Origin of the sequence: Achromobacter sp. 2789STDY5608615 (assembly GCF_001298995.1) — a bacterium.
Taxonomy (GTDB): Bacteria; Pseudomonadota; Gammaproteobacteria; order Burkholderiales; family Burkholderiaceae_B; genus Achromobacter; species Achromobacter insuavis.
Genome location: NZ_CYTY01000013.1, coordinates 87616 through 101681, shown reverse-complemented (window position 1 = coordinate 101681; position 14066 = coordinate 87616). Strand labels below are relative to the sequence as shown.

The window sequence follows — 14066 nt, the reverse complement described above, 5'->3', positions numbered from 1 at the left end:
GCCGGTCAGAGTGGACGGCCGGCGCTTCCGAGCGCATGGCGCAGGACTTTGCCCGAGGCCCGGCCCGCCGCGCGCAGCGCACCGTCGCGTTCGCGCCGCAGCTGGCGCAGCACCTCGCTCGGCGTCACGCCGAAATGCGCCGCGAACTTGCGCTGGAAGGTGCGGCGCGACATGTGGCAGGCATCGGCCATGTCGTCCACCGACCAGCGCGCCGACAGGCTCGCCTCGATCTTCTCGACCAGGTCGCGGAACGGCGCGGCCAGGCGGTCCTGCAGCCGCAGCGACTGGCTGTATTGGCGCTGGTCGCCGTTGCGGCGCATGAACACCACCAGGCGGCGCGCCACGTCCTGCGACACCTGCGCGCCAGCGTCGCGCTCGATCAGGGCCAGCGCCAGGTCGATGCCGGCGGTGACGCCGGCCGAGGTCCAGATCGCGCCGCTCTCGATGAAGATGCGGTCGTCTTCCACCCGCAGGCCGGGATACAGCTGGCGCAGCCGGTCGGCCGAGCGCCAGTGGGTGGTGACGCGGCGGCCGTCCAGCAGGCCGGCCGCCGCCAGCAGGAAGGCGCCGGTGCAGACGCTGCAGGTGCGGCGCGCCTGCGGGCTGCGGCGGCGCAGCCAGGCCAGGGTCTCGCCGTGGGCGCCGGCCTGGTCGATGCCGGGGCCGCCCGGCACGAACAGCATGTCGATCGGCGCGTCGTCGTCCTCGGCGAAGGTGGCGTCGACCTGCATGCGCAGGCCCTGGTCCCAGGCGGCGACCACCGGCGTGGCCGCGACGGTGCTCAGCTGGTAGCCCGCGCCGCCTTCCTCGTTGGCGCCGCTGAAGGCCTGCCACGGGCCGGCCAGGTCGAGCGGCTGGAAGCCGTCGTAGAGCAGGAAGACGATGCGTTTTGGCGCGATCGTGGGGGTATTTGGCGCACGCGCGCCGGCGCCTGGAGCTACGCTGGCGGTTCCGTTCTGCGAAGGAGCATCGTCGTGCATGTGAATATTCTCTTGTTCGAAGGGCTGACCCAGCTCGATATGACCGGGCCATACGAAGTGCTCGCCGCCGCGCCCGGGTTCAGCGTCGATTTTGTCGCAAAAACGCCGGATCCGGTGCGCAGCGACCGCGGCCTGCGTTTCGTGCCGACCCAGACCCTGGCGTCGGCGCCGCCCTGCGATCTGCTGGTGGTGCCCGGCGGGCCGGGGACGGATGATGCCATCCTCGACCCGGACTGGGTAGCCTTCACGCGCCGGCAAGCGTTGGGCGCGCGCTACGTCTTCGGCATCTGCACCGGTTCGCTGCTGCTGGGCGCGGCCGGCCTGCTGCGCGGCCGCCGCGCTTCCAGCCATTGGCGCGCGCGTGAACTGCTGGCGCATTTCGGCGCGGTGCCGACCGATGCGCGGCTGTGCGTGGATGGCAACGTTTTCACCGCGGGCGGCGTCACCTCGGGCATCGACATGGCGCTGAAGGTGGTCGCCACGCTGTGCGGCGACGAGGTCGCCAAGCTGATCCAGTTGCAGATCGAATACGACCCCGAGCCGCCGTTTCCCGGCGGCACGCCCAAGACCTCGGAGCCGGACATCGTGCGGCAATACCTGGCGCAGTCGCAGGCGCGCTTCGAGCAGCGCAGCGCCAAGGTGCGGCAGGCCGCGCTCAATGTCCCAGATGGTCCAGCGGCAGCGGGCTCTGCGGCTTGACGGTCTGGATCGCGAAGTTGCTGCGGATGTCCTTCACCCCCGGCAGCTTGAGCAGCGTGGTCAGCAGGAAGCGTTCGTAGGCGCGCAGGTCGGGCAGCACCACCTGCAGCAGGAAGTCGGATTCGCCCGACACCAGATGGGCCGCCACCACTTCGGGCAGGGCGCAGACTTCCTTGCGGAACTGGTCTGCGTCGCGCTCGTGGTGGCGCTCGACCTTCACGCCGACGAAGACGGTCAGGCCCAGCCCGACCTCGTCCGGCGCCAGCCGGGCCTCGTAGCCCTGGATCACGCCGGCTTCCTCCATCAGCCGCACCCGCCGCAGGCAGGGCGACGGCGACAGGCCGATCTGCTCGGCCAGCTCGACATTGGTGAGGCGGCCGTTCTGCTGCAGGGCCTCGAGAATGCGCCGGTCGTAGGCGTCAAGTTGGCGTTTTGGCATGAAATGAAAATTCTGCGATATGGATTGGTTCAGTGTGCCAATCATGTTATTACGCTTGGCAGGAATAGCAAGCACATGCCGATGCCTTTTCCCTAGAATGATCGCCATTTCCAGCAGTGCGGAGCGTGGCGTATGGCCGACATGGCGTTGTTTCTCGGGGCGTTGTTGATTGTCTATGTGGTGCCGGGGCCGGACATGATCCTGCTGCTCGAGACCGGCGCGCTGCGCGGCCGCGGGCAGGCGCTGGCGGTGGCCGTGGGCCTGGCCCTGGCGCGCGCCGCCCACGTGACGCTGGCGGCATTGGGGCTGGCGGCGCTGTTCAAGACCCATCCCTGGGCCTTCGACGCGGCGCGCACGGTGGGCGGTTGCTATCTGATCTGGCTGGGCCTGCGGCTGCTGCGGGCGGGGCCGATGTCGTACGGCGTGGCGCACGAGGCGCAGGCGGCCGCGCGCGGCAAGGGGCTGGGCGCGGCGCTGTTGAGCGGGGTGCTGACCAACGTGCTCAATCCCAAGGCGCTGCTGTTCTGCTCGGTGCTGCTGCCGCAGTTCGTGTCGCCGGCGCAGGGCCCGATCGGCCAGCAGTTCGCCTTGCTGGGCGTGATCCTGGTGAGCCTGGGCCTGACGTTCGATGTGCTGTGCGCGCTGGCCGGCGGCGCCCTGGGCCGCTGGATGGCGGCGCATCCGCGCGTGCAGAAATGGCAGGGCACGGTGTTCGGCGGCGCGCTGATCGCGTTCGGCGTGCGCCTGACGCTGAATCGCTGAGGCGGCCGGGCCGCGCACGCTGCCGGGCGGCGCGGCGCCATGAAAAAAGGGCCTGACTCGCGTCAGGCCCTTTCTGCTTACTTGCCGAAGGCCAGGGACGTTTCGTCCTCGTCCTGGCCTTCGCCGTCGGCGCGCGCCGGCAGGGGGCGGGCGCCATCGGCCAGCATTTCCGATTGCGTCAGGCCCTTGGTCAGCTCCAGGGCCTGGCGCTCGAACAGGCGCCGGTACAGGCCGCCCTTCAAGCGGATCAGCTGGTCATGGCTGCCTTCCTCGATGATGCGGCCATGGTCCATCACCAGCAGGCGGTCCAGCGCGCGCACCGTCGACAGGCGGTGCGCCACCACCAGCGTGGTGCGGCCGACCATCAGGCGCTCCATGGCCTGCTGGATCAGCACTTCGCTTTCGCTGTCCAGGCTCGAGGTGGCCTCGTCCAGGATCAGGATCGGCGCGTCGGCCAGGAAGGCCCGCGCGATCGCCACGCGCTGGCGCTCGCTGCCCGATAGCTTGACGCCGCGTTCGCCCACCAGCGTCTCATAGCCCTTGGGCAGCGCCATGATGAAGTCGTGCGCGCTGGCCAGCCGCGCCGCCTGCTCGATCTCGGCTTGCGTCGCGCCGGGGCGGGCGTAGGCGATGTTCTCGGCCAGCGTGCGGTGGAACAGCACCGGCTCCTGCTGCACGATCGCGATCTGGCTGCGCAGCGAGGCCTGCCTGACCTGGGCGATGTCCTGGCCGTCGATGGCGATGCGGCCGCCGTTGACGTCGTACAGGCGCTGGATCAGCTTGATGAACGTGGTCTTGCCCGAGCCCGAATGGCCCACCAGCCCGACCCGTTCGCCCGGCGCGATGCGCGCCGAGAAGCGGTCGTACAGCGGCGCCTCGTGGCGGCCGTAGCGGAAGGTCACGTCCTCGAAGCGGATCTCGCCCGCCGTGACGCGGATCTGGCCCGCGCCGGGGCGGTCGTCCACGCCCAGCGGCTGCTTTTCCAGCGCCACCAGTTCCTCCATGTCGTTGACCGAGCGCTGCAGGTTGCGGATGTGCATGCCCACGTCGCGCAGGTGGCCCTGCAGCATGAAGAACATCGTCAGCGCGAAGGTCACGTCGCCGACGCTGGCCTGGTTGCGCGACCACAGCAGCAGCGCCGCGCCCAGGATGCCAGCCTGCATCGCCACCAGCATCGCGCCCTGGATGCCGCCGTTGATCGTGGCGCGGATCCAGGTGCGGCGCGTGCGGCGGCGCCACTTGTCGACCACGCGCTCCAGGCGCGCTTCCTCGCGCGTCTCGGCGCCGAAGGCCTTGACGACCGGGTTACAGCTGACCGCGTCGGCCAGCGCGCCGCCCATGCGCGTGTCCCAGGCGTTGCCCAGCCGCGCCGCCGGCGCCACGTAGCCCAGCGACAGCGCCGCCGTGACCGCGATGTACAGCACCGACCCGAGGCCGACGACCAGGCCCATCACCGGCCAGTGGATGCCCAGCAGCACGGTGGCGCCGACCAGCATGATGACCGAGGGCAGCAGCGCCACCAGCAGCGTGTCGTTCAGCAGGTCCACCGCCCACATGCCGCGGGTGATCTTGCGCACGGTCGAGCCGGCGAAGCTGTTGGCGTGCCAGTCGGTCGAAAAGCGCTGCACCCGGTAGAAGGCGTTCGACACCATGCCGTTCATCATCTTCAGGGTGAAGACGATGATGTTCTGGAACACGCCCTGGCGCAGCAGCGTGCCGCCGATGCCCAGCGCGATCAGCAGCCAGAACGCGGTGATGGCCGCGCTCCAGGCCTGCTGGTCGGCCGCGGCGCCGGAAGCCACGGCGTCGACCAGGCGGCCCGCGTACAGCGGGGTCAGCACGTCGGCGAGGGCCGACAGCAGCGCCAGCCCGACGATCAATGCGGTGCGCCAGGGTTGGGCGCGCCAATAGCGGAAGGTAAAGCCGAGGACGTCCTTGAAGGCTTGTCCTCGCAGATCGATTTTTGTTCGATTCATTGCGATCGCCCGGCAACGCGAAGGCGCCGGATTCCTTGTGGGAAAGAAGGTGATACGACCTGCGCCTCACGGCGCGGGCATTGCGTTCAGGGATTTGGGGCGGGCACGGCGGACCAGTCGCCAGGTAGTCTGGCGATGGGGCCGCGCGGGCGACGACTTAATGGCGTCGCGGAGATACGCGCGGGATGGCGGTATGCGGATTCATCATCTTGCGCCTCCCAGGTGTAGGTGAAGGGAAAAAAGAATGGGCACAGGCCCGAATTGAAGATTCTATAGAACTGGTGTACGAGCATCAACCGCGCGGACAGTGGGGGATTGCGGGCGTGTGGGTTTTTCCCCACGCGATGGCGCCTGGTCGCCAGGCGCAATGGAAGAAGGGTCGGCCGCCGCGAAGGCGCGGCGGCCGACCAGGCGGGCTACTTCAGGAACCCGGTCGAGATCCACGGCACCGCGGCGATGACCACGATGCCGACCGCCATCGAGCCGAGGTAGCCCAGGATGGGCCGGATGCCGGCTTCGGGCGCGACCCGGCCAATGGCGCAGGCGGCGTAGTAGCCGACGCCGAATGGCGGCGCGAACAGGCCCAGGCCCATCGACAGGATCACCACCATGGCGTAGTGCACCTCGTGGATGCCCATCTGGTGCGCGATCGGGAATAGCAGCGGCCCGAACAGCACGATGGCGGGAATGCCCTCCAGCACGCTGCCCAGGATGACGAACGCCACGATCGACACCGCCATGAAGGTGGCGGCGCCGCCCGGCAGGCCGGCCATGGCCTGCGCCAGCTGGGTCGAGAAGCCCGATTGCGTCAGGGCCCAGGCCATGGCGGTGGCGGTGCCGATGATCAGCAGGATCGAGCCCGACAGGCAGGCGGTGTCCACCAGCATGGGCTTGAGCCGTTTGGCGTCGAAGCAGCGGTAGACCAGCAGCCCGATCAGTGTGGCGTAGACGATGCCGATGGTGGAGACCTCGGTGGCGGTGGCCACGCCTTCGACCACCGCCGCGCGGATCACGAAGGGCAGCGCCAGCGCCGGCAGCGCCACCAGCAGGGCGCGGCCGATCTGGCGGCCGCTGGCCTTGCGCACCGCGCTCAGGTCTTCGCGGCGGTTGCGCCACCAAACCACCAGGCACAGCATCACGCCCAGCACCAGCCCCGGCAGCAGGCCGCCGGTGAACAGCGCCGTGATCGACACGCCGGTGACCGAGCCGATGGTGATCAGCACCAGGCTGGGCGGCACGGTCTCGGTCTGCGCCCCGGTGGCCGACAGCAACGCCACCAGGTCGCCCTCGTCGGCGCCGCGCTCGCGCATTTCGGGGAACAGCACCGGCGCCACCGCCGCCATGTCGGCGGCCTTGGCGCCCGAGATGCCCGAGACCACGTACATGGCGCCGATCAGCACGTACGACAGGCCGCCGCGCACGTGGCCCAGCAGGCTGGCCAGGAACGCCACCATGCGCTTGGCCATGCCGGTCATCTCGATCAGCACGCCCAGGAACACGAACAGCGGCACCGCCAGCAGGATCAGGTGCGACATGCCTTCGTCCATGCGCCCGACCACCACCATCATCGGCACGTCGGTGGTCAGCGACAGGTAGCCGAAGGTGGCCAGCCCGAACGCGAAGGCGATCGGCACGCCCGCGAACACCGTGGCCGCCACCACGCCGACGAAGAAGATCAGCAGGTTGACGTTGCCCAGGCCCGCCAGGACCGGTTGCAGCGCCGTCATGGCGGCCACCACGCCGCCGACCAGCAACAGCGCCAGCCCGGTGACGCGCCACTGCGCCCGTTCGACCAGCCGCAGCAGCGCGATCAGCAGCATCAGCGCGGTACCCACCGGCAGGGCCGCGGCGCGCCAGATGTTGGGGATCTCTAGCGCGGCGGTGGTGACGTACTGCTCTTCCGAGGCGTACTCGTAGCCCGGCGCCTGCAACAGCAGCAGGAACGCCAGCGCCGCCGCCACCGCCACCATGTCCAGCAGCGCGCGGGTGGCGGGCGAGGCGCGGTTGACCAGCGCGCCCATGCGCATGTGCTCGCCGCGGCGGAAGGCGATCACCGCGCCCAGCATGGCCAGCCACAGGAACAGGATCGAGGCCAGTTCGTCGGACCACACCAGCGGCGTGTGCAGCACGTAGCGCGCCACGATGCCCGAGAACAGGATGACGATTTCCGCGACCACCAGGATGGCCGCGGGAATCTCCACCAGGTGGCCCAGGGCGTTGTCGGCGGCGATGGCCCATGGCCGCCGGCTGCCCGGGGCGGCGGCGGCCTGGGGCGGCGCCTCCGCCGGATGGGTCAGCGCAGCCCTCATGACAGGCTCCCGGCCGCCTGCTCCAGCAGGCCCCAGGCCTTGTCGCCGTACTTTTCCTTCCAGCCGGCGTAGAAGCCGGCGCGCCGCAGCGCATCGCGGATGGGCGCGGGGTCGGGCGTGTTGAAGGTCAGGCCCTCCTCGGCCAGCTTGGCCTGCAGCTGGTTGTTCAGCGCCAGCACGTCGGCGCGCTCGGCCATGCCGGCGGCGTTGATGTGCTTGGCGACGACCTCGCGGATGTCGGCCGGCAGCTTTTCCCAGGCGCGGCGGTTGCCCAGGAACCAGAAGCCGTCCCACATGTGGTTGGTCATCGAGCAGTATTTCTGCACTTCGTACAGCTTGGCGGTCTGGATGATGGCCAGCGGGTTTTCCTGCGCGTCCACCACGCGGGTCTGCAGCGCCGAATAGGTTTCGTTGAAGTTGATGCTGGCCGGCGACGACCCCAGCGCCTTGAACATCGAGGTCCACAGCGGGCTGACCGGCACGCGGATTTTCAGGTCGCGGAAATCGTCCGGGCCGCTGATGGCGCGCGAGCTGGTGGTGACCTGGCGAAAGCCGCTGTCCCAGATGCGGTCCATGACGAACAGGCCCTTGGCGTTGATGTCGGCGCGGATGTGCGCGCCCAGGTCGCCGTCCAGCGCCTTCCAGACCGCGGCGTAGTCGGGGAAGGCGAAGCCCACGCCGCTGATCGAGGCGCTGGGCACCAGGGTCGACAGGATCAGCCCCGACAGGGTGAAGAACTCGACGGCGCCGGCGCGCAGCTGGCTCAGGGTGTCGGTGTCGGACCCCAGCTGGCTGCTGGGGAACACTGCCAGCTCGAAGCGGCCGCCGGTGTCCTTGAGGATGTTCTGCGCGGCCTCGTTGGCGCGCAGGTTCATCGGGTGCGAGGGCGGCAGGTTGTTGGCGTACTTGTAGCGGAACTGGGGCGCCGCCAGCGTGCGCTGGAACGGGGCCAGGGCAAGCAGCGCGCCGCCTCCCGCGGCGCGCATGAGGTTGCGTCGAGTCGTGTTCATGCTGTCTCCTTGGTTATGAGATCCGGCCGCCGTCGAGGACGGCCGGATAAAGCGCCTTGCCAGGCTTGTTGCTTTATCTTTGCATGAGGTCCATTATATGGACCTGCGTACTACCCTTAAATTCATTTAATCACATTGATTCACTAGCGTAAATCAATAAAACTGGTGCAGAATGAAAAAACAAAATCAGATCGATGGTCCACAAAATGGACCTGATGAAAAAACAGGCGGAGACGTGACGGAGACCTCATCCCAGGTCGGTGGCGCCCAGGCGATATCCCGCGCCATGCTGGTGTTGCGCGCGGTGTCGCGCACCCGCGGCGAAGGCGCGGGCCTGCTGGCGTTGACGCGCGATACGGGCATGAGCAAGCCCACCGTGCACCGCCTGCTGGCCGCCCTGGCCGCCGAAGGCATGGTCGAGCAGGACCTGGCCAGCCGCCGCTACTTCCTCGGCCCCGAATGCCATGTGCTGGGCAACATCGCCAGCGAACGCTTCGGCATCAACCGCCTGGCCGCGCCCGTGGTCGCGCGGCTGGCGCACGAGTGCGGCGATTCCGCCTTCTTTTCGCTGCGCCGCGACGTGTTCGCGGTCTGCGTGCTGCGCGAGGACGGCGATTACCCCCTCAAGACTCATGTGCTGCTGCCCGGCGACCGTCATCCCCTGGGCATCGGCGCCGGCAGCCTGGCGATCCTGGCGGCGCTGCCCGACGACGAGGTCGAGGCCTGCCTGCAGGCCAATGCCGGCCTGATCGAGCGGCGCTATCCGCATTACTCCGTGCCGCTGATCCGCACGCTGGTCGACGAGGTGCGCGAGCAGGGCTATGCCGTGAACCGCGGCCTGGTGGTGCCGGGCTCGTGGGGCATCGGCATGCCGCTGCGCGACGAGCAGGGCCATGTGCTGGGCGCGCTCAGCATTGCCGCGGTCGAATCGCGCATGGACGAGGAAAGGCAGTTCCAGCTGGCCAAGCTGTTGTCCCGCGAGGCCAAACGCCTGCTAGCACAGGCCAACCCGGCAGGCCGCGAGGCGCGAACGCGCCCGCCGGCCGCCAAGCCCAAGTCCTGATCCGCCATGTCGGCGGGGCGGGGCTGCCAACAGAGGAGACAGCAATGAGCAAGCGTGCCGTCATCGTGGGATGGTCGCATGTCCCGTTCGGCAAACTCGACGATCCCGATACCGAAAGCCTGATGGCGCGGGTCTCGGGCGCCGCCCTGGCCCATGCGGGCATCGGCCCCGGGGATGTGGACGGCATTTATGCCGGCGTGATGAACAGCGGCTTCCAGAAGCAGGATTTCCAGGCCGCGCTGGTGGCGCTGGCCGATCCGGCGCTGGCGTACGTGCCCGCGACCCGACTGGAAAACGCCTGCGCCACCGGGTCCGCGGCGCTGTATGCGGCCATGGATTTCATCGAGGCCGGGCGCGGCCGGGTGGCGCTGGTGGTGGGCGCCGAGAAGATGACCGCGCGACCCACCGAGGAAGTCGGCGACATCCTGCTGAACGCCAGCTACCGCAAGGAAGAAGCGGACTTGCCCGGCGGCTTTGCCGGCGTGTTCGGCCGCATCGCCTCGGCCTACTTCGAGCGCCATGGCGACCAGGGCGAGGCCCTGGCCCGCATCGCCGCCAAGAACCACGCCAACGCCCTGGGCAATCCGTACGCGCAGATCCGCAAGGACCTGGGCTTCGAGTTCTGCAACACCGTTTCCGACAGGAACCCCTACGTGGCGGCGCCGCTGCGGCGCACCGATTGCTCGCTGATCTCCGACGGCGCGGCGGCGCTGGTGCTGGCCGATGCCGAGACCGCGGCGGGCCTGCGCCGCGCCATCGGCTTTCGCGCGCGGCGCCACGTCAACGACATCCTGCCGCTGAGCCGGCGCGATCCGATCGCGTTCGAGGGCGCGGCGCGCGCCTGGCGCGAGGCGCTGGCCGACGCCGGCGCGACCCTCGATGACCTGAGCCTGGTCGAGACGCATGACTGCTTCACCATCGCCGAACTGATCGAATACGAAGCCATGGGCCTGACGCCGCGCGGCCAGGGCGCGCGGGCGCTGCGGGAGGGCTGGGTCTACCCGGGCGGCCGCCTGCCGGTCAATCCGTCGGGCGGACTCAAGGCCAAGGGCCATCCCGTGGGGGCGACCGGCGTGTCCATGCACGTGCTGGCCTGCATGCAGCTGGCGGGCGAGGCCGGCGGCATGCAGGTGCCGGACGCCACGCTGGCCGGTGTCTTCAACATGGGCGGCGCGGCCGTGGCCAACTACGTCAGCCTGCTGGAGCGCGTCAAATGAGCGGCCAGTCGCAGCCCTCCGTGGCGCCACCGGGCGGGGTGGCGCCGGTGTCGCGCCGCGCCATGAACCTGGCGCATTTCCTGGCGCAGGCCGCCCGCCGCCACCCGACGCGCAGCGCGCTGGTCTGCGGCGAGGCGCGCCTGAGCTGGCGCGAGCTGGACGCGCGCACCGCGGCGCTGGCGCAGGCGCTGGCCGAGCGCGGCGTGGGCAAGGGCGACCGGGTGCTGGTGCACGCGCGCAACAGCTTCGCGTTCGCCGAGACCCTGTTCGCGGTGTTGCGGCTGGGCGCCGTGTGGGTGCCGACCAATTGCCGCATCGCGCCGGACGAGGCGGTCTACCTGGCGCAGGCGGCGGGCGTCAAAGCGTTCCTGTGCGACGGCCAGTCGCCGGACCACGCGGCCGCGGTGGCGCGGGCGATGCCGGACCTGGCCCTGCTGGCGCGGCTGGGGCCGGGCGGGTTCGGCGAGGCCGACACCGCCACGCTGATCGAGGCGCGGCTGGCCGATGCGCCGCGCGCCTGCGCCGACGTGGACTACGACGATCCGTGCTGGTTCTTCTTCACGTCCGGCACCACCGGGCATCCGAAGGCGGCGGTGCTGACGCACGGGCAGATGGCGTTCGTGGTGACCAATCACCTGTGCGACCTGATGCCGGGCACCACCGAGGACGACGTCAGCCTGGTGGTGGCGCCCCTGTCGCACGGCGCGGGCATCCACTTCCTGACGCAGGTGGCGCGCGGCGCCTGCTCGGTGCTGCCGGACGGCGACCGCTTCGACCCGGCCCAGGCATGGCAACTGGTCGAGCGCCATCGGGTCACCAACATGTTCACCGTGCCCACCATCGTCAAGCTGCTGGTGGAGGATCCGGCGGTCGATCAATTCGACCACGGCAGCCTGCGCCACGTGATCTACGCCGGCGCGCCGATGTACCGCGAAGACCAGAAGCGCGCGCTCGACAAGCTGGGCGGTGTGCTGGTGCAGTACTTCGGGCTGGGCGAGGTGACCGGCAACATCACCGTCCTGCCGCCGGCGCAGCACCATGGCGGCGACGGACCGGAGGCCCGCGCCGGCACCTGCGGCTATGAGCGCACCGGCATGCAGATCAGCATCCAGGACGCCGCCGGCCGGTCGTTGCCGGCGGGCCAGACCGGCGAGATCTGCGTCTGCGGCCCGGCGGTGTTCGCCGGCTACTACGCCAACCCGCAGGCCAACGCCAAGGCCTTTCGCAACGGCTGGTTCCGCACCGGCGACCTGGGGTATCAGGACGAGCAGGGCTATCTGTACATCACCGGCCGCGAATCCGACATGTACATCTCGGGCGGCTCCAACATCTATCCGCGCGAGGTCGAGGAAAAGGTGCTGGCCCATCCAGCGGTGGCGGAAGCGGCGGTGCTGGGGGTGCCGGATCCGGTCTGGGGCGAGGTGGGCGTGATGGTCTGCGTGCTGCGCCCGGGCCAGGCGCTGGAACAGGACGCGCTGCTGGCCTGGCTGGCGCCGCGCATGGCCCGCTACAAGCTGCCGCGCCAGGTGTTCTTCTGGGACGCGCTGCCGCGTTCGGGCTACGGCAAGATCACCAAGAAGCTGGTGCGCGACGCCTTGCGCGAGCGCGGCTGCCTGGCGGCCGGTTAGCAGGACATCGCGGCCGCCGCGACGGCGGCCGCGATGGCAGGAGGGAGAGACAACGCAGTACACAACGAGGAGACCGAATCATGGATGGAGCGCAGGATGCGGTACTGGTCACGGGGGGCGCGTCGGGCATCGGCCTGGCCGTCGCGCGTGGCCTGCTGGGCGCGGGACGCCGGGTGCTGGTGGCGGACGTGTCGCAGGAGCGGTTAGACGAGGTGCGTGGCCTGGCGCCCGCGGAACGCCTGGGCTGCGTGCGGCTGGACGTGTCCGACGAGGCGCAGGTGACCGAGGCGATGGCGCGGCTGGAGGCCGATTTCGGCCCGATCACCGGGCTGGTCAATTCGGCCGGCATCGGCCGCGACGTGCCGTTCCTGGAGACCGACGCGGCGCTGCTGCGGCGGATCCTGGAAGTGAATCTGGTGGGGTCGTTCGTGGTGGCGCGCGAGGCGGCCCGGCGCATGCGCGAACGCGGCCGCGGTTCGATCGTGAACATCGCCTCGGTGTCGGGCATCCGCGGCAACGCGGGCCGCGCGGCTTACGGGGCGTCCAAGGGCGGGGTGGTGACGCTGACGCGGGTGATGGCGGTGGAGCTGGCCGCCTACGGCATCCGCGTGAACGCGGTGGCGCCGGGGCCAATCGAGACGCCGCTGGTCGGGCAGATGCACACCGACGAGGCGCGCGCGGCCTGGCGCCAGGTGGTGCCGCAGCATCGCTACGCGGCGCCGGAGGAACTGAACGGCACCATCGGCTGGCTGCTGGACGAATCGCTGTCCAGCTACGTGACCGGCCAGGTGATCTGCGTGGACGGCGGCTTCACCGCGGCGGGCATGCTGCCGGCGGTGCATTGACGCCGGCGTTTTCAGCTTTCATTCCCATCTTGCGCCACAAGCGCACGGAGTGCACATCATGCGAACCACCACCGTGGATCGTTCGTTGCGGGGATCACCGGTATTGCCCCGCCCCAGGACGCTGATACACCCGGGAGCCTTCAACCCGGTACGGATACACAGCCGCTGCGCGCGGCAGGGCCGCCACATCCGCCTGGCGCTGCAGCCCGGCGCCAGCCTGTTCGAGGCGCTGGTCGATGGGCTGGCGCCGCTGGGCGTGGCGAACGCCTCGATGACGCTGCTGAGCGGCGCCTTCAGCCATCTCGATTACTGCACGGCGCCGCCGGACCCGGCCCATCTGCGGGTGGTGGCGTACACCGCGCCGATCGCGGCGGGCGCGTCCACGCTGATCTTCGGCAATGCCACGCTGGGCAAGGGCGATGCGGGCGAGCCGCTGGTGCACTGCCACGCGGCCTTCTGCGATGAGAGCGGCGCGCTGCTGGGAGGGCACCTGATCCCGCAGACGACGATCGTGGGCGCGGCGCCAGTGACGGTGCTGGTGACGGCGCTGGAAGGGTTCGAGCTGCGCGCCACCTATGACGCCGAAACCAATTTGCGGCTGCTGCAGCCGCGGGAGATCTGACGATGATGCCGGCCGAGGTCGAAAGCGGAAGCATGGGGCGGGTGGCGTATGCGCGCATCGGGCCCAACGAGGATCTGGTGCAGGCGGTGGAGAAGCTGTGCCTGGCGGAGGGGTTCCGGAATGCGTTCGTGCGGGGGGCGTTGGGGAGTCTGGTGGATGCCTGCCTGTATGCGCGGGGTGGGGATGTCCGGCAAGTGGAAGGTCCGGCGGTGGAGATCGTGAGCCTGGCTGGAGAGGTGCGGGCGCAGGCCGACGGGTCGGTGGTGGCGTCGCTGTCTGGGGTGGTGGCGGATCCGGCGGGGCGGGTGCATGGGGGGGGTGTTTGTGCCGGGGGCTAATCCTGTTTGTATGACGTTTGAGGTGACGTTGGAGGAGTGGTTGCCGGAGGGGTGAGCCGGGCTTTTTTTGCTGCTGCTGCTGCTGCTGCTGCTGCTGCTGATTTTGAGTTTGCTGGCGGTGAGCGGGGTTCTTGGGGCGCCCGCCGCGGCGGCGGTGGCACGCGCGCGGGGCAACGAT

The 14066-nt window shown here is 69.8% G+C and carries 12 protein-coding genes and 1 pseudogene; 8 read left to right on the top strand and 5 right to left on the bottom strand.

The features are described 5' to 3' along the window. Positions 1-5: 5 nt before the first annotated feature. Positions 6-980, bottom strand: a complete 975-nt coding sequence (locus AOZ49_RS13560; protein WP_082380437.1) for a GlxA family transcriptional regulator — start codon at positions 978-980, stop codon at positions 6-8. Between AOZ49_RS13560 and AOZ49_RS13555 the strand changes: the two genes are divergently transcribed. Beyond that, positions 975-1679, top strand: a complete 705-nt coding sequence (locus AOZ49_RS13555) for a DJ-1/PfpI family protein (RefSeq protein WP_054432159.1) — start codon at positions 975-977, stop codon at positions 1677-1679. The genes AOZ49_RS13560 and AOZ49_RS13555 overlap by 6 nt on opposite strands. Here AOZ49_RS13555 and AOZ49_RS13550 read toward each other — a convergent pair. After that, on the bottom strand, positions 1636-2118 hold the full coding sequence (locus AOZ49_RS13550) for an Lrp/AsnC family transcriptional regulator (protein WP_006394279.1): 483 nt from the start codon (positions 2116-2118) through the stop codon (positions 1636-1638). The two genes, AOZ49_RS13555 and AOZ49_RS13550, sit on opposite strands and share 44 nt — an antisense overlap. Before the next feature lie 141 nt (positions 2119-2259). Here AOZ49_RS13550 and AOZ49_RS13545 point away from each other — a divergent pair, with 141 nt between their 5' ends. Beyond that, complete coding sequence (locus AOZ49_RS13545; RefSeq protein WP_231690338.1) at positions 2260-2880, top strand: LysE family translocator; 621 nt, start codon at positions 2260-2262, stop codon at positions 2878-2880. 77 nt (positions 2881-2957) lie between these two features. Here the strand turns inward: AOZ49_RS13545 and AOZ49_RS13540 are convergent, their stop codons facing one another. The 3 genes from AOZ49_RS13540 to AOZ49_RS13530 form a co-directional block, all read right to left on the bottom strand. Then, positions 2958-4856: an ABC transporter ATP-binding protein gene (locus AOZ49_RS13540; protein ID WP_054475853.1), complete on the bottom strand. Its 1899-nt coding sequence runs from the start codon at positions 4854-4856 to the stop codon at positions 2958-2960. Positions 4857-5272: 416 nt separating this feature from the next. Beyond that, the gene (locus tag AOZ49_RS13535) at positions 5273-7165 is read right to left on the bottom strand and encodes a TRAP transporter large permease (RefSeq protein ID WP_054432154.1); all 1893 of its coding nucleotides are present in this window, start codon (positions 7163-7165) and stop codon (positions 5273-5275) included. After that, the gene (locus AOZ49_RS13530; RefSeq protein ID WP_054475851.1) at positions 7162-8175 is read right to left on the bottom strand and encodes a TRAP transporter substrate-binding protein; all 1014 of its coding nucleotides are present in this window, start codon (positions 8173-8175) and stop codon (positions 7162-7164) included. Before AOZ49_RS13530 ends, AOZ49_RS13535 begins: the two co-directional genes overlap by 4 nt. 235 nt (positions 8176-8410) lie before the next feature. Here AOZ49_RS13530 and AOZ49_RS13525 point away from each other — a divergent pair, with 235 nt between their 5' ends. From AOZ49_RS13525 to AOZ49_RS13500, 6 genes and pseudogenes are all read left to right on the top strand, one after another. Next, positions 8411-9238: an IclR family transcriptional regulator gene (locus tag AOZ49_RS13525; protein WP_231689898.1), complete on the top strand. Its 828-nt coding sequence runs from the start codon at positions 8411-8413 to the stop codon at positions 9236-9238. A 44-nt stretch (positions 9239-9282) separates the two neighbouring features. Continuing rightward, the gene (locus tag AOZ49_RS13520; protein ID WP_054432149.1) at positions 9283-10455 is read left to right on the top strand and encodes an acetyl-CoA acetyltransferase; all 1173 of its coding nucleotides are present in this window, start codon (positions 9283-9285) and stop codon (positions 10453-10455) included. After that, the gene (locus AOZ49_RS13515; RefSeq protein WP_054475849.1) at positions 10452-12083 is read left to right on the top strand and encodes an acyl-CoA synthetase; all 1632 of its coding nucleotides are present in this window, start codon (positions 10452-10454) and stop codon (positions 12081-12083) included. The genes AOZ49_RS13520 and AOZ49_RS13515 overlap by 4 nt, the downstream gene beginning before the upstream one ends. An 80-nt stretch (positions 12084-12163) precedes the next feature. Continuing rightward, complete coding sequence (locus AOZ49_RS13510; RefSeq protein ID WP_054432146.1) at positions 12164-12928, top strand: SDR family NAD(P)-dependent oxidoreductase; 765 nt, start codon at positions 12164-12166, stop codon at positions 12926-12928. Positions 12929-12986: 58 nt separating this feature from the next. After that, positions 12987-13550: a PPC domain-containing DNA-binding protein gene (locus AOZ49_RS13505; protein ID WP_054432144.1), complete on the top strand. Its 564-nt coding sequence runs from the start codon at positions 12987-12989 to the stop codon at positions 13548-13550. Positions 13551-13552: 2 nt separating this feature from the next. Further along, positions 13553-13943, top strand: a pseudogene (locus tag AOZ49_RS13500) (PPC domain-containing DNA-binding protein). Positions 13944-14066 lie beyond the last annotated feature (123 nt).

Bases quoted from the DNA above. Each gene is read 5' to 3' on its own strand.
- AOZ49_RS13560 (WP_082380437.1), bottom strand. From the start codon at position 980: ATGCACGACGATGCTCCTTCGCAGAACGGAACCGCCAGCGTAGCTCCA.
- AOZ49_RS13550 (WP_006394279.1), bottom strand. From the start codon at position 2,118: ATGCCAAAACGCCAACTTGACGCCTACGACCGGCGCATTCTCGAGGCC.
- AOZ49_RS13545 (WP_231690338.1), top strand. From the start codon at position 2,260: ATGGCGTTGTTTCTCGGGGCGTTGTTGATTGTCTATGTGGTGCCGGGG.
- AOZ49_RS13540 (WP_054475853.1), bottom strand. From the start codon at position 4,856: ATGAATCGAACAAAAATCGATCTGCGAGGACAAGCCTTCAAGGACGTC.
- AOZ49_RS13535 (WP_054432154.1), bottom strand. From the start codon at position 7,165: ATGAGGGCTGCGCTGACCCATCCGGCGGAGGCGCCGCCCCAGGCCGCC.
- AOZ49_RS13530 (WP_054475851.1), bottom strand. From the start codon at position 8,175: ATGAACACGACTCGACGCAACCTCATGCGCGCCGCGGGAGGCGGCGCG.
- AOZ49_RS13520 (WP_054432149.1), top strand. From the start codon at position 9,283: ATGAGCAAGCGTGCCGTCATCGTGGGATGGTCGCATGTCCCGTTCGGC.
- AOZ49_RS13515 (WP_054475849.1), top strand. From the start codon at position 10,452: ATGAGCGGCCAGTCGCAGCCCTCCGTGGCGCCACCGGGCGGGGTGGCG.
- AOZ49_RS13510 (WP_054432146.1), top strand. From the start codon at position 12,164: ATGGATGGAGCGCAGGATGCGGTACTGGTCACGGGGGGCGCGTCGGGC.
- AOZ49_RS13505 (WP_054432144.1), top strand. From the start codon at position 12,987: ATGCGAACCACCACCGTGGATCGTTCGTTGCGGGGATCACCGGTATTG.